The organism is Pseudoduganella ginsengisoli (genome assembly GCF_009720865.1).
Classification (GTDB): Bacteria; Pseudomonadota; Gammaproteobacteria; order Burkholderiales; family Burkholderiaceae_D; genus Rugamonas; species Rugamonas ginsengisoli.
In genome coordinates this window covers 40,307-60,092 of record NZ_WNLA01000007.1, presented here as the reverse complement: position 1 = coordinate 60,092, position 19,786 = coordinate 40,307, and the positions used below count along the sequence as shown (strand labels likewise).

At 60.9% G+C, this 19,786-nt stretch carries 20 protein-coding genes; 7 read left to right on the top strand and 13 right to left on the bottom strand.

Annotated elements, in window-relative coordinates; translation table 11 throughout:
* Positions 1-12: 12 nt before the first annotated feature.
* On the bottom strand, positions 13-1,320 hold the full coding sequence (locus GM668_RS12810; RefSeq protein ID WP_371868691.1) for a DUF3034 family protein: 1,308 nt from the start codon (positions 1,318-1,320) through the stop codon (positions 13-15).
* 75 nt (positions 1,321-1,395) lie between these two features.
* Positions 1,396-1,818 carry a PaaI family thioesterase gene (locus tag GM668_RS12805; protein WP_155439358.1) on the bottom strand — a complete coding sequence of 141 codons (423 nt, stop codon included), beginning with the start codon at positions 1,816-1,818 and terminating at the stop codon, positions 1,396-1,398.
* Between the two features lie 180 nt (positions 1,819-1,998).
* Between GM668_RS12805 and GM668_RS12800 the strand changes: the two genes are divergently transcribed.
* Together GM668_RS12800 and GM668_RS12795 are read left to right on the top strand one after the other, a co-directional pair.
* Positions 1,999-2,871: a hypothetical protein gene (locus GM668_RS12800; RefSeq protein WP_155439357.1), complete on the top strand. Its 873-nt coding sequence runs from the start codon at positions 1,999-2,001 to the stop codon at positions 2,869-2,871.
* 14 nt (positions 2,872-2,885) lie between these two features.
* Positions 2,886-4,202: a DUF4785 domain-containing protein gene (locus tag GM668_RS12795; RefSeq protein ID WP_155439356.1), complete on the top strand. Its 1,317-nt coding sequence runs from the start codon at positions 2,886-2,888 to the stop codon at positions 4,200-4,202.
* 150 nt (positions 4,203-4,352) lie between these two features.
* On the opposite strand, the gene GM668_RS12790 is transcribed toward GM668_RS12795, so the two are convergent.
* From GM668_RS12790 to yfcF, 4 genes are all read right to left on the bottom strand, one after another.
* Complete coding sequence (locus GM668_RS12790) at positions 4,353-5,018, bottom strand: uracil-DNA glycosylase (RefSeq protein ID WP_155439355.1); 666 nt, start codon at positions 5,016-5,018, stop codon at positions 4,353-4,355.
* Entirely contained in the window at positions 5,019-6,005 is a 987-nt protein-coding gene (gene lipA, locus GM668_RS12785; protein WP_155439354.1) for a lipoyl synthase, read from the bottom strand.
* Positions 6,006-6,009: 4 nt separating this feature from the next.
* Positions 6,010-6,693 (bottom strand): lipoyl(octanoyl) transferase LipB, encoded by a 684-nt coding sequence (lipB, locus tag GM668_RS12780; RefSeq protein WP_155439353.1) that lies wholly within the window; start codon positions 6,691-6,693, stop codon positions 6,010-6,012.
* A 135-nt stretch (positions 6,694-6,828) separates the two neighbouring features.
* Positions 6,829-7,467, bottom strand: coding sequence for a glutathione transferase (gene yfcF / locus GM668_RS12775; protein WP_155439352.1), 639 nt, complete (start codon positions 7,465-7,467; stop codon positions 6,829-6,831).
* A 103-nt stretch (positions 7,468-7,570) separates the two neighbouring features.
* On the opposite strand from yfcF, the gene gcvA reads away from it, so the two are divergent.
* Positions 7,571-8,473 (top strand): transcriptional regulator GcvA, encoded by a 903-nt coding sequence (gene gcvA, locus GM668_RS12770; RefSeq protein WP_155439351.1) that lies wholly within the window; start codon positions 7,571-7,573, stop codon positions 8,471-8,473.
* Here gcvA and GM668_RS12765 read toward each other — a convergent pair.
* The 4 genes from GM668_RS12765 to GM668_RS12750 form a co-directional block, all read right to left on the bottom strand.
* The gene (locus GM668_RS12765; protein WP_155439350.1) at positions 8,457-8,735 is read right to left on the bottom strand and encodes a DUF493 family protein; all 279 of its coding nucleotides are present in this window, start codon (positions 8,733-8,735) and stop codon (positions 8,457-8,459) included. The two genes, gcvA and GM668_RS12765, sit on opposite strands and share 17 nt — an antisense overlap.
* A 141-nt stretch (positions 8,736-8,876) precedes the next feature.
* Positions 8,877-9,644 (bottom strand): hypothetical protein, encoded by a 768-nt coding sequence (locus tag GM668_RS12760; RefSeq protein ID WP_155439349.1) that lies wholly within the window; start codon positions 9,642-9,644, stop codon positions 8,877-8,879.
* 62 nt (positions 9,645-9,706) lie between these two features.
* Complete coding sequence (locus tag GM668_RS12755) at positions 9,707-10,492, bottom strand: DUF2491 family protein (protein ID WP_155439348.1); 786 nt, start codon at positions 10,490-10,492, stop codon at positions 9,707-9,709.
* 1 nt (position 10,493) lies between these two features.
* A complete protein-coding gene (locus GM668_RS12750; protein WP_155439347.1) occupies positions 10,494-11,348 on the bottom strand; it encodes a hypothetical protein in 855 nt (284 codons plus the stop codon).
* 89 nt (positions 11,349-11,437) lie between these two features.
* On the opposite strand from GM668_RS12750, the gene GM668_RS12745 reads away from it, so the two are divergent.
* Positions 11,438-11,935, top strand: coding sequence for a phage regulatory CII family protein (locus GM668_RS12745; RefSeq protein WP_155439346.1), 498 nt, complete (start codon positions 11,438-11,440; stop codon positions 11,933-11,935).
* 201 nt (positions 11,936-12,136) lie between these two features.
* Here GM668_RS12745 and GM668_RS12740 read toward each other — a convergent pair whose 3' ends face one another.
* Positions 12,137-14,377 (bottom strand): DUF6600 domain-containing protein, encoded by a 2,241-nt coding sequence (locus GM668_RS12740; RefSeq protein WP_155439345.1) that lies wholly within the window; start codon positions 14,375-14,377, stop codon positions 12,137-12,139.
* Positions 14,378-14,478: 101 nt separating this feature from the next.
* Entirely contained in the window at positions 14,479-15,120 is a 642-nt protein-coding gene (locus GM668_RS12735) for a LysE family transporter (RefSeq protein WP_155439344.1), read from the bottom strand.
* Between the two features lie 162 nt (positions 15,121-15,282).
* On the opposite strand from GM668_RS12735, the gene GM668_RS12730 reads away from it, so the two are divergent.
* Positions 15,283-16,230 (top strand): DUF808 domain-containing protein, encoded by a 948-nt coding sequence (locus GM668_RS12730; protein ID WP_155439343.1) that lies wholly within the window; start codon positions 15,283-15,285, stop codon positions 16,228-16,230.
* Here GM668_RS12730 and GM668_RS12725 read toward each other — a convergent pair whose 3' ends face one another.
* On the bottom strand, positions 16,231-16,569 hold the full coding sequence (locus tag GM668_RS12725) for a TfoX/Sxy family protein (RefSeq protein ID WP_155439342.1): 339 nt from the start codon (positions 16,567-16,569) through the stop codon (positions 16,231-16,233).
* A gap of 113 nt (positions 16,570-16,682) precedes the next feature.
* On the opposite strand from GM668_RS12725, the gene GM668_RS12720 reads away from it, so the two are divergent.
* Entirely contained in the window at positions 16,683-18,341 is a 1,659-nt protein-coding gene (locus tag GM668_RS12720; RefSeq protein ID WP_155439341.1) for a methyl-accepting chemotaxis protein, read from the top strand.
* Between the two features lie 12 nt (positions 18,342-18,353).
* Complete coding sequence (hemN, locus tag GM668_RS12715) at positions 18,354-19,784, top strand: oxygen-independent coproporphyrinogen III oxidase (RefSeq protein ID WP_155439340.1); 1,431 nt, start codon at positions 18,354-18,356, stop codon at positions 19,782-19,784.
* Positions 19,785-19,786 lie beyond the last annotated feature (2 nt).

The window sequence follows — 19,786 nt, the reverse complement described above, 5'->3', positions numbered from 1 at the left end:
TCCATGCCGGGCTTATAACCCAGCTTGCAGCGATAAATACCACCCTTTCTGTGTCTTCGGATTGAAGACAGTGATGGTTCCAAGGTTCGCATACGCGACGGTCAGCGACACTTGCTTGGCCGGGAACCACGCGGCAAACACGTCGTAATACGACTTTTCCGGATCCACCCCCAGGTTATGCGGCTTGCGCCGGTATTCCGCACCGATGGCCAGCGTGCGGTGCGCCAGCCATGCGGCCGACACTTCCGGCTGCAGCTTCACCGTGTCGCCCTGGTCGCCGCCGAAGCCGAGGATGCCCATCTGGTTGGCCTTGGTGGCGCGCAGCGTGCCATTCACGAGCAGGCTGTGTTCCAGGCAGATTTTTGTCGCGGACACGTAATAGTCGACGCCCCGGTCATCCTTGGCGCCCAGCTGCCTGACGCTGGTGACGCCCAGTGCGCGCAAGCCGTTGATGCCTTTGTTTTTCTTGTACATGGCGCCCATCGATACTTGCGGCATGGCGCGGTCCTGGTCATAGACAGCGTTACCCGCGAGCCTGACTTTCAAGCCGAGGATATCTTGCTGGATGCGCAGCAAATTCAGTGGCGCCAAATCGCCTTTGAAATCTTGCCGCGCCACTGATAATTCCACGCGGTCGGCAATGCCCACGGCGACGCCGCGGGTATCGAGCGAATAATCCTGCGTTTGCACGCGCGTGAAGTGCGCATTGCCGCCCCAGCTGTCGCGCGTGCCGTAACCGGTGATCAGCGCCCACGGCGAAATACCGCCGCCGCCCGCGCCTTCCACCATGCTGACGCCACCGGTAGCGAGGAAGCGGCCCATGTCGGGTTGCAATGGCGCCAAGGGAGCGTGTGCCGTGACGATATCGCGGTGCATAGGCGCCAGCCTGGCAATCAGGCGGTTCGACGTCTCAGTGGAGACGCCATGGCGTGCCATCGCCAGTTGCAAATCTTCCGCCAGCGCATTGAACATGGCGTCCGTGATTTTCAAGTCGATGTGGACCGACTTCATGTCGCGCACGGTGCCGGCGCCATCCATGGTCTTGTCGCGGTATTTGCCCGTGTATTTGCAGGGGCCGCCCGCATATTCGCAAAATTGCTCTTGCAAGCGTTGGTTGATTTGCGGGATATCAAAATCCGCAAAGTTATCTTTGATGCGGGGATCGGCCAAGACCAGTTCCAGGAACGTATCGGTGATCTGCTTGATGCCTTCCTTGCCGCCCAGGCCGCGGAACGTGGAGTCTTCCGTGTACGGAGTCTGGGCCAGCGCCAGCGAAGAAGCGAGCAGCAGGCCGGTTGCCAACAGGGTGTTTTTCCGCATTGTTTGTCCTCGACAATGTATCACTGACGGTTCAATGTAACAGATCACACCCTTACCGCCGCGCCCGGCCAGCGCTTATTTCGGCCACAACACCATTTGTGTGCAACGGAACAACGCGATGGTCTTGCCCGTGTCTTTGTGGATCACCGTCGCGTCCCACACTTGCGTGGTGCGGCCCAGGTGGACGGGTTTTGCCGTCACGGCAATCACGCCTTCGCGGGCCGTGCCCAGGTGGTTGGATTTCAGTTCAATCGTCGTGAAGTTCTCCGCGCCTTGCGGCAAGTGGGCGATGCAGCCATAGCCGCATGCCGTGTCCGCCAGGGTCACGATGCTGCCCGCGTGCAGGAAGCCGTTCGGCGCCAAATGGAAGGGCTGGATTTCAATTTCCGCCTGTAATTCGCCATCTTGAATGGACGTGAAGCGGATGCCCATGTGCTCGGGCAGCTTGCCTTTGCTGCGCAGGTTGACTTGATCAAGGTTGAAGCGGGAAGTGTCCATGACAGTGTCCTTGCGTGTAGAGATAACGCAACATCATACCCGTCAAACCGCACGACCGTTCTTCAAGCGCATGGCGTAATAAATCAATACCGTGACATTTTTTAACAATACTTGGCGCAAATCCGGCTCCTAGACTGGTTTGGCACGAGCGTTTTTTTAAAACCAAAACAGGAGACGACAATGGTGTTGAAAAAGCAGTTGGCAGTGATGGGCAGCGCGCTGGCTTTGGCCTTGACCGCGCTGCCGGCAATGGCAGGCAATACGGGACTGGCGTTCGTACACGGCACGGGTAAGCAAACTGACGCGGCCAACGATTACTGGACCCGGGAAATGATTGATTCAGTGCGCCAGGGGCTGCCAAACCAGAATCTGTATATCGTCATCAACTGCGATTTCGACCAGTACATGTGGACCGCCGGCGCGGCAGGCTGCCTGGCCGACCAGCTGCATCCGTTCATCGTCAACAACAACATCACGGACCTGGTGGTGGAAACGCACTCGAATGGCGGCAATATCTTGCGCTGGGTGATGTCGAACCCCACGCAGGACAGCCGCTATCCCGCCATCATCAATGCGATCCGCTGGGTCAATGCGCTGGCGCCATCGTCGCTGGGCACGCCGCTGGCCGATGCCTCCATCAGCGGCAATGCATTTGAAAGCGCCGTGGGCTGGCTGCTGGGCTACAAGAGCGACGCCGTGCGCCAGCAGCAAACCAGCTGGATGGCCAGCTATAACGCGTCGTGGCTGTATGGCACGGCAGGCCGCCCGGCGCTGCCGAAGCCGTTTTATCACGTAGTGGGGACGGACGTGGATAGCTCGCCGTTCGACAGCGACAGTTACTGCGGCGGTTATACGTTGAACGTGGGGCTGGAAATCACGCAGGCGTGGCTGGACAGCTGTTCGGACGGCTTCCTGAACTGCAGCAGCCAGTCCGGCGCCGGCTGGCGCTGGTTCCAGGACAAGGACCGCACGGCCGATGCCGAACCGCTGTCGCACAACCAGAGCCGCCGCAAGTGCTTCGGCCTGGACGCCATCTTGCGCAACGATATCTGAACGGGGAGCCGAACATGCAAATCATGCAAATGAAACTGTCAATGATGGCGGCGGCGCTGGCTGCCTGTGTGTCCGCATCCGCGGTGGAACTGTTGCCGAAACAGGCAGGGGACCTGGAACCGGTTGCCGTGGCGGCGGCCAAGCCTGTGCAGCAAGCGGCCAAGGCGGGGGCGCCGGGGCAATCGCGCGAACCGGTGGCAATGAGCTGGGCGTCGTCTGACGCGGGCATGGCGGCGGCCATGCCGCATGAAGCGGAAAGCCGCGAATCGTATGTCATCGTGACGGGGGCGGAACTGGCCAAGGGAGTGCCACTCAATACCACCGTGCCGCGTGCCGTCGTGCGGGTACAGGCGCTCGATACATCGAGCCCCCGTTCGAACCTGGCGATCCACCCGCAATCGATGACGGTCATCGACAAGGCGGGCCGCGCGCATGGTCCGGCGGAAGCAATGGAGTCGCTGGTGACGGACGATAAGCTGGCCAAGGCGGACATGCCGTTTGCGCCCGGTACGTCGGCGTTCCGCCTGCACCAGGACATGGGCGCGGGGCAGTTCAAGCTGCGTGCGGACAACCTGGGAGAGAACGAACGGTTCCTGATCAACGTGGTGGAGCCGGACAGCCCCGTGTCGCTGACGATGCAGGCGGGTGCTGCCGCGTACCTGCATGGGCAGCAGTTGTCGTTGACCTCGGAATTGCGCAGCAAGGATGGTTCGAAGTCCGTGTTTTCCAAATTGGAAGGCTACGTGATGTCGCCGGCAGGGCGGCGTTTCCCGCTGACGTTTAAAAATGGCGCTGGTGGGCGTATGACGGCGCAGCTGGCGCTGGATGCCGATGAAGAATTGGCGCCGGGCTTGTGGGAAGTGCATGCGCACGGGCAGGGCAAGGCAAAGCAGGGCGACGTCATGCGTTCGCTGCGGCTGGCCTTCCCCGTTGCCATGCCCACGGCCAAGCTGGACCGCAAAGTGGCGCTGGCGGAGCACGCGGGGGGCATCGCCGTGAACTTTGGTGTGGAAGCGGCGCAGGCGGGGCGCTATGAAGTGCGCGGTGTGCTGTATGGCACGGTGCAGGGGGTATTGAAACCGATCGGTGTCGCGCATGCTGCGCAGTGGCTGGAGCCGGGCAGTGGCACGATCGCCATGACGTTCGCGCCGGAACTGCGCGCTGCGGCTACCGGGCCATATGAAATCCGCGAACTGTTCTTGCTGGATCAGGGCCGCCTGGGCGTGCTGCAGCGGCAGCAGCGGGCCGTGGTAATCGATGAGCGTGAATTGGCGCGCGTCAGCCCGCGTCCGGAAAAGCTGGCAACGGCAGCGCCGCAACGCGTGAAGTAACCGCCATCCGGAAGTCTGGCCCGTCATAGCATCTTGTTCGAACGCTTTATGCGAACGATAGTGCTTTTGGGGCCAGGCCCCGAAATGTCGACTAAATTTGGTAAATTTGGTGCCAGGCACCAGCGGGATTTGCAACAATCTTGCTTCGAGTTACGCCCAGACGATTGGCGTTTTGCCTTTGGCTTCCAGGTAGGCATTGGCCCGTGAAAACGGTTTGCTGCCAAAGAAGCCCCGGTGCGCGGACAGCGGCGAGGGGTGCGGCGATGTGATGATCAAGTGGCGGCGCGCATCGATCAGCTCGCGCTTTTTCATCGCATAGCTGCCCCACAAAATAAACACGAGGTTATCGCGCTCTTGCGACAGCTTGCGGATCGCGCTGTCCGTGAACTGTTCCCAGCCTTTGCCCGCATGCGAACCCGCCGTATGGGCCCGCACCGTCAGCACGGCATTCAACAGGAACACGCCCTGCTGCGCCCAGTCGGATAAATCCGTGCGCGTGCGCATCACGCCGATATCGTCGGCCAGTTCCTGGAAAATATTTTGCAGGCTCGGTTGCGGGCGGTTGCCTTCCGGGACGGAAAAGCAAAAGCCCATGGCTGCGCCAGGCGTGTGATAAGGGTCTTGCCCGAGAATGACGACTTTGACGTCGTCAAACGGCGTCAAGTCAAAGGCGCGGAAGATATCGCGCCCCTGGGGGAAGCAGCGTCCGGACGCATATTCATTGCGCACGAACGCCGTCAGATTTTCCCAGTACGGCTGCTCGAACTGGTCCTGCAGCTCGCGCTTCCAGGACGCTTCGATGCGGACGTCAGCCAATTACGCCTGTTCCAGGACGTTGTGGGCCTGCTGGTCAGCGTGATACGACGAACGCACCATCGCGCCAACGGCCGCGTGCTTGAAGCCCATTTTATAGGCTTCTTCCTCGAACATCTTGAACACGTCCGGGTGCACGTAGCGGCGCACCGGCAAGTGGCTGTTCGATGGCGCCAGGTATTGGCCGATGGTCAGCATGTCGATGTCGTGCTCGCGCATGTCGCGCATCACTTGCAGGATTTCTTCGTCGGTTTCGCCCAGGCCGACCATGATGCCGGACTTGGTCTTCACGTTCGGATACATGGCCTTGAAGTCTTTCAACAGCTTCAGCGAGTGCATGTAGTCGGAACCAGGACGCGCTTCCTTGTACAGGCGCGGCACGGTTTCCAGGTTGTGGTTCATCACGTCCGGCAAGCCTTCAGCGAAGATATCCAGCGCTTTTTGCAGGCGGCCGCGGAAGTCCGGCACCAGCACTTCCACCGTGGTGTTCGGCGACAGTTCGCGCGTCTTCTGGATGCACTCGACGAAGTGGGCGGCGCCGCCGTCGCGCAAGTCGTCGCGGTCCACCGACGTCACCACCACGTAGTTCAAACGCAGCTTGGCGATGGTGTTGGCCAGGTTTTGCGGTTCATCCTTGTCCAGCGGGTCAGGACGGCCATGGCCCACGTCGCAGAACGGGCAGCGGCGGGTGCACTTGTCGCCCATGATCATGAAGGTCGCCGTGCCCTTGCCGAAGCATTCGCCGATGTTCGGGCAGCTGGCTTCTTCGCACACAGTCACCAGCTTGTTTTCACGCAGGATGTCCTTGATTTCATAGAAGCGGGTCGACGTCGACGCCGCTTTCACACGGATCCACTCCGGCTTTTTCAGGCGCTCCACCTGCTCGATCGGCGTGATCTTGATGGGAATGCGCGAGGTCTTGCTGGCGCCTTTCTGCTTTTCGCTGGCGTTGTAAGCGGGGGCGTTGCTGGAAGTGGTCTCGGTAGTCATAGGCTTAATTCGATACGGTGGTTACTTCGGCAGGTTCGGCCACTTGTAGCAGCTTTACCAGTTCGTTGGCTAACGCCAGCTGCACATCGGCCAGCGGCGCTTCCACGCCCATCGAGCGCATGTCGATGGTTTCCAGTCCAGAGTAACCGCAGGGGTTAATCCAGGAAAATGGGGCTAAATCCATACCCACATTCAGCGACACCCCGTGGTAGGTGCAGCCGTTGCCGCGCACTTTGAGTCCCAGCGCGGCGATCTTGGCGCCCTTTTTTGGGCCGCCAGCGATATAAATGCCCGGCGCGCCGTCAATGCGCTCGCCGGCCAGATGATACGTTTCCAGTACGTTGATGATGGCCTGTTCGATTTTGTTGACGAACTGGCGCGCGTACAATTTGCCGCCGGGTTTATTGCGGCGCAGGTCCATCATCAGGTAAATCACCACCTGGCCGGGGCCATGGTACGTGATTTCTCCGCCCCGGTCGGTTTGCACGACAGGGATGTCCGTGGTGGCGCTCAGCAGGTGGCCGCGGTCGGCGCCCAGTCCCAGCGTGTACACGGGCGGGTGTTCGACGATCCACAATTCATCAGGCGTGTCAGGCGTACGCGCATCAGTGAACGCGCGCATGGCGGCAAACGTGGGTTCGTAGTCGGCTTGGCCGAGGTTTCGAATAAGCGCCGGGGCAGTAGACATGGACGGGTTTGTTACGGAAAACCCCGTCATTATAAGTCAGTCCTGAATTACTTTCCCGGCGCCTTGCCTATTTTGTCAGCAGAAAATTGCAGAAAGATAGTGATTTGACGGGCTTTCTTGATGCGGCAGGCAAGCTTAACGGGCAGCCAATTTTGCCTTTTCCACCAAAGCCAGCCACTGCTGCACCGGTTCCCGCTGCCATTGGGCGTTCGCGTAATCCTTCAATTTCGCAGGCACGTCATCGCCGCTGTGCACCAGCCGCTGCAGCATCATGGCCAAGTCGGTATCGGCAATTGACCACTCGCCGAACAGGTTCTCGCCATTTACGAGCTTATCGGCAGCGCGGAACAATTTATCCGCGGCCGCACGCGCCTCTGGGGACAGAGGTTGCGTGGCCGGCTGGTGGAAAACAGTCAAAGTGCTGCGTTCTTCGCGGATCGGCATCAAGTCGCTGCGCACCCACGCCTGGATTTCACGGGCGCGGGCGCGCTGCTGCGATGCCTTCGGGTAGACCGCCTTGTATTCTGGGGCCGGGAACACGTCTTCCAGGTATTCCGAGATGGCCGACGATTCCGTCAGCACGAAGCCGTCATGCACCAGCGCGGGAATACGGCCATTCAGCGCCAGGTCGCGGTAGCCCGGTTGCTGGTGTTCGCCGGTATTCAAGTCCAGCGCTGCCAGTTCAAATGGAATGCCTTTTTCTTTCAGCGTCACGAAGACAGACATCGCATACGGGCTGGAAAATTCGCTGTTGACGTAAAGCTTGAGGTTCATGCTACGTGTTCCTGTGTGGATTGGGCATTTTATGGTACGTCTTGCCGGATTAACCACATAACGATATATTTTCTCTATTCTTGCTAATTCTATTCACAAGAACATGCGACTGCCCGCCTTTCCCGCGCTGCGCGCCTTTGAGGCGGCGGCCCGGTATGAAAATTTTTCCCGCGCCGCTGATGAATTGCATTTGACTCACGGCGCGATCAGCCACCAGGTGCGCGCGCTCGAAGATGAATTGGGCGTGCAACTGTTCATCCGCAATGGCCGCCACGTGAAAATCACGCCGGATGGCCGCAAATTTGCCCAGTCGCTGACGAAAGCGTTTGCCGATATCGTGCTGGCAGCCGATGCCGTGCGGCCGAAGCAGGGTTGCCGCCGGCTGTCGATTTCATCGATTCCCTCGTTTGCGGCACGCTGGCTGGCGCCCCGGCTCGGACAATTCATCGAGCATCACCCGGATATCGAAGTACTGCTGCAGGCATCCGGCCAGTTGCAGGATCTGGAGCGGGAAGGCATCGATGTCGGTATCCGCTTTGGCAAGGGACGCTATCCGGGCCTGATGGTGCAGCATTTGATGGGCGACATTTACTATCCCGTCGCCAGTCCTTCTTACCGGGGCGGCGACTTGCCCCGCACGCCGCAGGACTTGGCGCAAGCCACGTTGCTGCGCTCGAATGAACCGTGGCTGCCATGGTTCCGCGCAGCGGGGCTGGACCTGGCGGAACCGTCCGGCGGCGTCATGTATGAAGATTTATCGATGCTGATCCGGTCAGCCGTGGATGGCGACGGCGTGGCGCTGGTGCGCCATGTGGTGGCCATGCAGGAAATCGCGTCGGGACAACTGGTGCGGCTGTTTGATATAGCCACGCCCAGTGCGGATGAATATTACTTTGTCAGCCCGCCGCTGGCGGCGGAACAGCTCCATGTGCAGGCATTCCGCACATGGCTGCTGGCGCAAATTGCGGAATTTCTTCCGCAATTGCACATTACATCACGACTTTGACCATCGGATGGCCGGACAGTTCGCTGTACAGCGCGTCCAGTTGCGGACGGCTGGTGGCGCGCACGGTCACCGTCAAACCCGTGTAGTTGCCCTTGGACGAAGGGCGCACTTCCATTTTGCCTTCATGGAAAGTTGGATCGTGCTTGATCACCACGGCCAGCATGGTGGCCGTGAATTCTGCATGGGCGACACCCATGATCTTGATCGGGAAATCGCTCGGGTATTCGATCAGCGATTCTTTCGGCGGGTTCAGCGTGGCCATGATAGTAATTCCTGTCAAAACAAATAGATACAGGGGATATTGTACCGTAGCACGCTGCTTTCAAGGCGACCGGCGAGGGCTGCAGCCAAATACGGCGACGGCGGCATGGCGCCCATGCCGCCCATGCCGCCGTGCGCAGAATTAAGCAGCAGGCTTGGCCGACAACCGCTTCAGCCGCTCCAGCGCCGACTCGCCACCGCCAGCCGCTTCATTGGCCACCGACTTGCGCAGCGCATCGAGTTCCGCCTTCTGGTCATGCGGACGCTGGCCGATGTCCGCGACGATCTTCATGCCGGCCGCTTCATTCGACACGGCCTGGGCGCGGCGCGTCAGCGCATTCAACGCGCTGGAGTTGCCCTGCAAGCCTTTCAGGCCATTCAACTGTTCCTGGCGCTCGGCGCGCACTTGCTGCAAATCGCGCTGCGCGTTGGCGGTCGCCAGCGCCTGCATGGCTTTCTTGGCGGCGGCATCGAAATCAGCCAGTTGCTGCGACAGCGCATCGACGATCTTTTGCAGTTCGTCCATATACTCTTTCGCATCCGCTGCTTCCTGTTCTTCCAGCGGCAGGCGCGCTTTATTGGCTTCCAGTTCGTCGCAGAACAGGTTGATGGTGGCTTCCGAAATCTTGCCCGCCGCGAGGCGCTCACCCAGCGTTTCCGCAGCGCGCTCGTCGCTGGCGATCAGTTCGCGCAGCTTGACGACGTCGTTGTGCTCCTTGTCGAAGGAGGCACGGGCAGCGGCCAGCTTTTGCGCGGTGCTGCGCAAGGTGTCGGCCAGGCGGTCACGGTCTGCCTCGGTCGCCGTTTCTGGATCGAAGTTGGCGATTGCTTCGGATACGCGGTCGCCCAGCGCGCCAAAGTGTTTCGAGATCAGGCGTGCGGTCAGGCCCCAGCCATTCGAGTTGCTCATAGTCGTGTCCTTCCTTTCGGTTTATTTGAAGTTACTGCACATTGCGGATGTCTCAGTGGATCTCACTGAATGACGATCCGTTCCTGCTCCACCGGTATCCCAATGACAAAATCCACATGGATACCGCGTTTGCTGCTATCGCCATTCACGCTGCGGATAATCTCCGTCGTGATCAGCAAAAATTCCGGTCCTGCGCCGCCGCGCAAATCGCGCACGTACGGCATGTAATACACATCCTGCTGCAAGCCTTCGCGTCCCGCCGCATCATCGATGCGGGTTTCGCCACCCTGGAATGGCTGTACCCATTCCGTGTGCGGGTCGCCCGCGTCGCGCTGGTAATCAATGCCTTCGTCTGCGCCGAATACCAGGTTCAAATCCTGTTCATCGAGGCCATAGTCGCCCAGCTGGTTGCGCCACAACGTATAACTGCGGTCGCCGAGGCCATACCCTTTTTCACCCGTGTACGCTTCCTGGTCTTCCACGGTTTCCGGGATCACGCGGGCCAGCTGCGTGCAATACATGATTTCCGCTACGTTGCCTTGCGCATCCACATACACTTGCAAGAACTTTTCATCGGCCTGGTCATCGCCCTTGTCCAGGTAATAGCGGTAGACCTTGCCGCTGAGGTTCAACTTCAGCCTCGAAATCGCCAGGATGCGGAAATCCGACGCCTGGGGCAGCGCAATCAGCGAGCCGGACGTATTGGCGCGCAGCAGGGGCGCTTGCTGGATCGTCACCATGCTGCCGATGCGGGCATTGAGCGGCAAGCTTTGATCTTCCGGCGCGTCGACGGCGCCCTTTTTCATGGCGGCGTTGCGTACGTACCCGAATGCATCCTTCCAACCCATATCAATCTCCCAGCGTATAGTTAGCGCCCTGGCGGCTCGCTTTGCGGCGCGTCAAGACCTTGTACAGCACAAAACCAATCAGACCCAGCATCACCCAGCCAAACCAGCCGATGCCCGACGATTCGTGCTTGCGCGCCGGACGTTCCACTGGCTGTTCCTGCACTTGCGGCGCCGGTGTCGCGGCAGTGGCGTCATCCGGATTCATCGGATTGGGCACCGTGCCGGCGCCGGACGCCGTATTGGTGCTGCCGCTGCCCACCGGACCGATGGAACCCACGTCTGCCGGAATATTGCTTGGCAGTGATTGCTGTTGCGGCGCCTGGTGCGCATGGGCGCCGCCCGCCAAGACGCTGCCCAGCACGGCGCCGGCTGCCGCCGCGCCGGCCGTGCCCCAGCGGCTTGGGCGGTCTTGCGGCTGGCTGTAACCACCGTTGTATGGATTATTGCTATAGCCGCCGTTGTTGCCATACTGTGGTGGCGGCGGAGGCGGCGCCTGGCGCTGCATCACCGGGTCCGACGGCGGCAAGCGGTTTTGCTGCGCAGTGCGTTCATCCATCGTGCGCACGGCATTGTCTTGCGCAGTCTTTTGCGACATGTCGCGGTTCATCGCCGAGCGGCTGCCGCTGGACGGCGGCGCCGTATCGGCCTGCTGCGTCCGGCTGGAACCAAAGGAACCAAATGAGCCGGACGACGGGCTGCGCGATGGCGTACTCTTGGAAGTACTGCTGCGCTGCGACGAAAATCCGCCCTTATAAGAACCCGAACTCTGGGTCGGCCTGGCTTCCGCCAGCGGCCCGCCCATCGCCAGCGACAGCGATAAAGCAAGTACTACGGCTTTGCGGAGAGACTTCATCATGTATCCTGATCGTCTTGAGGTTGATTAAATAACAGCATAATAGCTGGCAAACTTTTACGCATCGGTAAAAAAACGCCAGATTTACCACCATGACACGCAAATACTCTGACATGAATCAGCACGACGCGTTGTATACCGTCGCGCGAAACTATCCTGGCGGCATCGAAGCATTGTCCCAATGCATGGGCATTTCGGTGAACGTTTTACGTAACAAATTGTCACCAACCATCGCTTCCCACTACCCTTCGTTTGAAGAAGTATCGATCATTATCGACCTGTGCCAGAAAGCAGGCGTTCCCGATGCGCTGATGCCCCTGCATGCCATGCTGGTCCGGCATGGTATGGCGGCTTTCGTGGTTCCAGTACCGGAAAAGGTGGCACAGGATGACTTGTCGCAAACCGTCTGCCGTGTCATGAGCCAGGTGGGCGACGTGGCGGAAGCCGTATCGCAGTCCTTGTTGGACGGCAAGATCACCCCGGCTGAAGCGGACTTGATTGAACGCGAATTCAATGCGGCGCTGTCGGCGCTGGGCGAGTGGCGCGCCCGCATACGCTTGCTGGCTGGTACGCAAGATGGGGATGGCTAAGGCGAAAAAAAATGCCAGCCGGTAGGGGCTGGCAGAAACTATTTTGTATTGGGAGGAAAATAGTGCGTGAAGATCACGTGACGCCACTGTAAGGAATTCCTCCTGGCCCGGCCACCGCCGTGGGACGAACTGCAGAATTTGGGGGATGAACGGCAGAATCCTGGGCTGGGCCGCAGCTTGCTGCCGCGTCAAGACTGGCTGCTATTGCTCCGGATTCTTGCGGTTGCGGCCTTCTTTCTCCTTGTTCTCTTCGCGCGGACCACGGCGGTTGTCGCCAGATGGCGCATTTTGCGGCTGTGGACGGGCTTCCTGGCGCTGGGGCGGCTGCTGTTGCGGCGCCTGCTGGCGTTCCAGGCGCATGGCTTCGCGCTGTTCGCGGCGCTGCTGTTCCTGGCGCTGCATGTCCTGGCGTTGAGCTTCTTGCTGTTGCTGCGCCTGCCGTTGCTGCATTTCCTGGCGCAGGGCATCCTGGCGCAGGGCATCCTGGCGCTGTTGGTCTTGCCGTTGCTGGAATTCCTGGCGCTGGCGCTCTTGCCGTTGCGCTTCCTGCCGCTGGGCTTCCTGCTGGCGCTGCTGTTCCTGGCGCAGGGCATCCTGCCGTTGCGCCTCCTGACGCTGCTGCTCTTGCCGCTGCGCTTCTTGGCGCTGGAATTCCTGCCGTTGCTGTTCCTGGCGTTGCGTCTCCTGCCGCTGGCCATCCTGGCGCGCACGTTCCTGCCGCTGGAATTCCTGGCGCTGCTGGTCTTGCCGCTGCATGTCCTGGCGCTGGGCGTCTTGCCGTTGCTGTTCCTGGCGCAGGGCATCCTGGCGCTGATATTCCTGCCGCTGGCGCTCCTGCCGCTGCTGCTCAACATTTTGCTGCGGCAATTGGCCCGGTTGCGGCTGCAATCCCTGCTGTGGCGGCACTGGCAACTGCTGGCTGATGCGGCCACGCTCATCGCGGCGCTCGCCATCGCGCTCAAAGCGGCGGCCATCCTGCACGCCACCCGGCTGCTGCACGACAGGCGCACCGCCCGGCATGATGCGTTGCGGCTGCGCTTGCAGCGTATTGCCCGGCACAGGCTGGCCGATTGGCGCACGCTGGCCGTCACGGCCGTCACGGCCGTCACGGCCATCATGCCGTTCGCGCCAGTCATCGCGCGATTCGCGGCGCGTTTCAATCACGCGGCCCGGTCGGTGTTCCAGTTGCGGCACAACCGGCGGTGCGGTAATCAATGGCGCTTTACGCACGTCGGCGGCAGGCAGTGCAATGCGCGGTTCACGCCCCACGTTGACGATGCTGCGGCGTTCAAAGTATTCGCGCGGCAGCACGGTCACGCCATCGCGGCGCCCATCATTGCGCGGTTCTTCTTTCCAGCGCACCTTGCCCCCATGCTGCCATTCGAGGCGGCGTTCATGCTCCACCGACACGCGGTAAGCCGGCACATAGCGGTCGCGCGGCGTCAGCGGATACCAGCCGACACCGGGGCCGGCCCGGTGGTCGCGGAACGTCACGTTCCAGCCGTTGCCGCCCACCCAGCCCACCAGTGCAGGCGCCCACGCAGGACGCACGACGGTGCGGCCCGGCGCCCAATACCAGCGCGATTGCACGAACACCCAGCGGCCATAGTGCGACGGCGCATAACCCCACGGCGCGTCATCGACCCACGTCCAGCCCCACGGTTCCAGCCACGTCCAGCGGCCGTCGCGGTAGGGCGCCCATTCCGCGCTGACACCGCGCGGCGCCCACAGCGGGCCGTAATCCGGATCTTCGCGCCACGTACCGTGCTGGTCCAGCTCTTCATAGCCCGTCATGTCGGCTGTGACGTAGCGTGCCGACTGCGAATTGTCATCGCGCCGGTCGCGCGCCTGCGCCCAGTCATCAAACGGTGTGCGCTGGGCCACGCCGGTAAAGATGTCGTCGCCGCGAATTTCCATGCGTTTGCCCGCGCGCAGGCTCATGGACGTGCCGGCGCCATCCACGCGGCCGGCGCCGGCCAGCATGGTCACGACGCTGGTGTCGGGCGCGCGCTCCGTATCGATGCGCAGCGAACCTGGCTCGGACATCGTCACGCGGCCCTGTGGCGTGCTCAATTCAAAGCCGCTCAAATGTTCCGGATTGCGGATGCGCACATTGGCCGTGCCGTAATCAAGGCGCAGGCGCAGCACGTTGTCATCGAGTTCCATGACTTCCATGCTGGAGTCGCCATCGAGCCGGATCGACGTCGAGCCGACGCGGAATTCCGTGCGCGCGCCGGGCGCCGCCGTGATGCGGGTACCCGACGTCACGGGCCAGTTCAGCAGGTTGCCGCCCGCTTCATCGCCACCGGGTTCCTGCAGCGTGACCTGGCCATCCACCACGGACACGCGCGCCACACGGGCCGGCGGGTCGTCGGCCATCGCCAGCGACGTGACGGCCACCAGCGCAGACAACAGGATTAAATGCTTGATTTTGCGGTGCATGACAACGCTCCGGGAGCAGGGGAATGATGCTATTAAACGCGTGATCGGGCGTAACGACGACCCCCGTTACAGAATTTTTCAATCGGACGCTACAAATTTCGTCAAGCGTGCGCGCTGCTTCGTTTGACAAAGAACAATGCCGTGCCGACTCCCATCAGCAAGCCGCCAAACACACGGTTTTGCGCCTTGACGGCTTTGGCATCGCGGAAAAAGCGCTGCATCGACGATGCCAGGAATGCATAGCCATGCATGACCATCAAGTCGATCGTGCACATGGTCACGGCCAGGATCAGCAGTTGCGGCAGCAGCGGGTGGTCTTGCGCAATGAATTGCGGCAGCACGGCCACCATGAAAATAATGCCCTTGGGATTGGTGGCGTTGGTGAGGAAACCTGTCAGCACGCGGCGGCGCAGCGACGGCGCTTCGGTCTGCACCACTTGCGCCCCCGGTCCGGCCGCGCCTTTGGCGCGCCATTGTGAAAAGCCCAGCCAGATCAGGTACAGCGCGCCCACGGTCTTGACCACATTGAACGCCACTTCGGACGCCAGCAGCAGCGATCCCACGCCCGCACCGGCAATGGCCAGCACCAGCAGCAAGCCCGCCTGCAGCCCGACGATGGTGCCGCTGGCCTTGCGCACGCCATACGACAACCCGTGCGACATCGACAACACGGCGCCGGAGCCGGGCGACACGGCAATAATGCAGGCGGCAATAACAAACGTGATCCAGGTGGCGAACGTCATGGCAGTACTCCAGGGAAAGATCCAAACATTGTATCCGCAGTAGTTTATGGGTGCAGTGTTGCTTATGCGGTAAGATTGCCGTTCAATTTAATCTGATTTTTAACGCCATGACACTTGCCGCCACTCTCTTCACGACCATCTTGCGTACGGAGGGCTGCTGATATGGCCGGATCGAGCCTGCTGGCGCTGATTGACGACATCACGACCATCCTCGACGACGTTGCCGCCATGAGCAAAGTCGCCGCCAAGAAAACTGCCGGTGTGCTGGGCGACGACCTGGCGCTGAATGCGCAGCAAGTGGCGGGCGTGCAGGCGGAGCGGGAATTGCCCGTGGTGTGGGCCGTGGGCGTCGGGTCGCTGAAAAACAAGGCGATCCTCGTGCCCGCCGCACTGGCCATCAGTGCATTCGCGCCGTGGTCGGTGACGCCGCTGCTGATGGTGGGCGGCGCCTACCTGTGCTTCGAAGGGTTTGAAAAAGTCGCCCATCCACTGCTGCACAGCGGGGAAGAAGATGAACAGCACCATGCGGAATTGTCGGCGGCATTGGCCAATCCCGAAGTTGACATGGTGGCGCTGGAAAAAGACAAGATCAAAGGAGCGATCCGCACGGACTTCATCCTGTCGGCGGAAATCATCGTAATTGCCCTCGGCACCGTGGCCGATGCGCCGTTCGGGCAGCAAGTAGCCGTGCTGGCCGGGGTCGCAGCCCTGATGACGGTGGGCGTGTATGGCATCGTGGCCGCCATTGTAAAGATGGATGACGCGGGTTTATATCTCGCGCGCCTGCCCGGCGCCGGCGGCTTCGTCAAAGGCGTGGGCCGCTTCCTGCTGGCGGCTGCACCGAAATTGATGAAATTCTTGTCCGTGGCCGGGACGCTGGCCATGTTCATGGTGGGCGGCGGCATCCTGACGCACGGCATCCCTGGCGCGCATGACGTGATCCATCACGCGGTGGAAGCGGTCGCAGACATCGCGGGCGTTGGCCGGGCGCTGGCGGCCGTCATGCCGCCGGTATTGGACGCGATTGGCGGCCTGGTGGCGGGCGGCCTGGTGCTGGCAGTCGTTACCGCCGCCGGCAAAGTCGTCAACCTGTTCCGCCGCAAAGCCTAATCACGCAGGTTTTTTCTTTGGCTTCTTCGGCGCGGGCGGCGGCAAGGCGGCTGCCGTGACCCGCGCCAGCCCGCACAGCCACTCCCGCTCATCCCATTTGTCTTCCGGCACCACATACCACGGCTTGGCCTGTGGATAAGGCGGCGCCTGTTCCGGCTCCCCCATGTAGTTCTTGCTGGCAGGAACCGGTTTGACGAATAGCCGGTCGTCGCAAACCAGCGCAAACATCTTGCCATCGCAATAAATCGCATATTCGCCAAACATTTTGCGGGCATCCACAGGGCCCGCCCCGGAGAACTGGTCTACCAGGAAATCCACTGTTCCTTGCTGCGATCCCATACGCTTCCTAACCTTTGGAATTTTGATCTACGTCAATAAAATTTCGTGCCCAACTACGTAAACTGCCTGCATAACTTGTGATAGAGCAAGAATATCAACTGCAGGAGGGCGCGATGCGCACGAATTTACCCGTTACCAACCGCGAAGTCGAATTGTCGGCCGATCAGGCGATTGTTTCCAAGACTGATCTGAATGGCAACATCACGTATGTGAACCCGTATTTCGTGCAAGTCAGCGGCTTTTCCGAAGAAGAACTGATCGGCTCGCCGCAAAATATCTTGCGCCACCCGGACATGCCGCCGGAAGCGTTTGCCGACCTGTGGCATTCGATCAGGGAAGGCACCCCATGGACGGGACTGGTAAAAAACCGCTGCAAAAACGGCGATTTTTACTGGGTTAAAGCCAATATCACGCCCATCAAGGAAGCCGGCCGCACGCTGGGCTATATGTCCGTGCGCACCAAGGCGGACCGCGACCAGATCGCTGCCGCGCAAGCCGCTTACCAGTTGATCCGCGCGGGCGACAAGCGCGTGGCGATCCGCAATGGCCAAGTGATCCACCTGGGCATTGGCAACGTGTTGTCGCGCCTCAGCCATATGTCGCTGGCCATGCGCATCTGGGCTGCCACCAGCGGCGTCAACGTGCTGCTGGCGCTGGTGTGCATTGCCAGCCTGTTCGGCGACGGCGCTTCTGATTTGATCCGCTACACCATCTTTGGCGCCACCTTCATCGGCCTGCTGGTCAATGTCTTCCTGTGGTACACATTGCGCACCAGCGTGCTGCAACCGCTGGGCCGCGCGCTGGAAGGCGCCCGTTCGATTGCCGCCGGCGACTTGTCCGGTTCGTTCGATACGGATGCCACCGATGAAGTGGGCCAGCTGTTGCGCGCGCTGCAGCAAATGAACAGCAATTTGATTGCCACCATCCGCGACGTGCGCGTCAATGTGGAAACCATGGCCGTGGCGACGCGCCAGATCGCGGCCGGCAATGCCGACTTGTCGGGCCGGACGGAATCACAGGCGGCCAGCCTGGAAGAAACCGCATCGAGCATCGATGAATTCTCGTCCACCGTCAAACAAAACGCGGAAAATTCCGCGCAAGCCAATGACCTCGCGGTGGCCGCATCGGAAGTGGCAGTGGAAGGCGGCCAGATTGTGTCTGAAGTCATTGCGACGATGGATGAAATCAATGCCTCGTCGAAGAAAATTGTCGACATCATTGGCCTGATCGAAGGCATCGCGTTCCAGACCAACATCCTGGCGCTCAATGCCGCCGTGGAAGCCGCCCGTGCCGGTGAACAGGGCCGCGGTTTTGCCGTGGTGGCAGGCGAAGTGCGCAACCTGGCGCAGCGTTCGTCGATGGCGGCAAAAGACATCAAGCAATTGATCAACGTGTCTGTCAGCAAAGTCAGCATGGGCATGGAGCGTGCCAACCGCGCCGGCGACACGATGGAACAAGTGGTCGGCGCCGTGCAGCAAGTGACGGCCATCATGCGTGAAATCTCCGTAGCGTCGCGCGAACAAAGCATCGGCGTTGACCAGGTCAACCAGGCCATTGCCCATATGGACCAGGTGACGCAGCAAAATGCCGCGCTGGTCGAAGAAGCAGCAGCGGCCGCCGCCAGCCTGGCCAATGAAGCGGGCGGCTTGAAGCAGGCCGTCAGCCTGTTCAAGTTTGGCCGGACCGCTTTACCGGCTACTCCAGCCGCCGTGCGTCCTATCCGCAGCGCGGCAGCACCTGATACCGCCGGCGTAAAACGGCTGGCAGCTTGAGGCAGTACTGACATGAATACCATCACCCCTGACTTCCCTGTGCAATTCGACGCCAGCACCATCGAGCGCCTCAGCACTTCCGGCCCGCGCTATACGTCGTACCCGACGGCCGACCGCTTTACCGCTGATTTCCGCTATGGCGACTTCCTGGAAGCGCTGGCCGCCATCAAGATGAGCGGCCCACGGGGACCGCTGTCGCTGTACGTGCACATTCCATTTTGCGAATCCATTTGCTACTACTGCGGCTGCAACAAGATCATCACGCGCGACCGCAGCAAGGCGGCCGTGTACCTGTCGTACCTGAAGCAGGAAATTGAAATGCAGGGCAAGCTGTTTTCCGGCATGCACCAGGTCGACCAGCTGCACTTTGGCGGCGGTACGCCGACGTACCTGAGCGACCGCCAGATGGATGAATTGATGGCGCACTTGCGCCGTCACTTCGCATTCGCGCCCGATCATGCGGGTGAATATTCGATTGAAATCGATCCGCGCACCGTGTCGCCGGAACGCGTGCACACACTGCGCAAGCAGGGCTTCAACCGCCTTAGCCTGGGCGTGCAGGATTTCGATCCGGACGTGCAGCAAGCCGTCAACCGCATCCAGCCCGAGCAGGAAACACTGGCAGTCATGCAGGCGGCGCGCGGCGCCGGCTTCCGCTCCATCAGCATCGACCTGATTTACGGCTTGCCGAAGCAAACCCTGGACAGCATGAAGCAAACCATGGCCAAGGTGATTGCCGCCAGCCCGGACCGCATTTCGCTGTACAACTATGCGCACATGCCGCACTTGTTCAAGCCGCAGCGCCGCATCAGCGAAGACGATTTGCCATCGCCGAACACCAAGCTCGATATGCTGGCGCTGTGCATCGCGTTGCTGACGCAGGCCGGCTACGTGTACATCGGCATGGACCATTTTGCCAAGCCGGATGACGACCTCGCCGTGGCGCAGCGCCAGGGCCGCCTGCACCGCAACTTCCAGGGATATTCGACGCATGCGGATGCGGACCTGGTGGCGCTGGGCGTATCGGCCATCAGTTCGGTCGGCAATACGTACAGCCAGAATGAAAAGACGCTCGACGCGTATTACGAACAGCTGGAACTGGGCCGCCTGCCCGTGGCGCGCGGCTTTCGCCTGAATGCCGACGACCTGCTGCGCCGCCACATCATCCAGCAATTGATGTGCAACTTTGAACTGGCCGTAGCGTCGCTGGAACAGGCGTACCCGATCCGCTTCAACCAGTACTTCGCCAAAGAGTTGGCTGAGCTGAAAGCATTGGAAGACGATGGCCTGGTTTCGTACGACGGCGCCTGGTTGTCCGTTACGCTGAAAGGACGCCTGCTGATCCGCAATATCTGCATGGTGTTTGACCGCTACCTGGGCATGCCGCGCCCCGCGCAGGAAACCGCATCCGTACAGCCGCTGCGGTTTTCCAAAACAATTTGAAC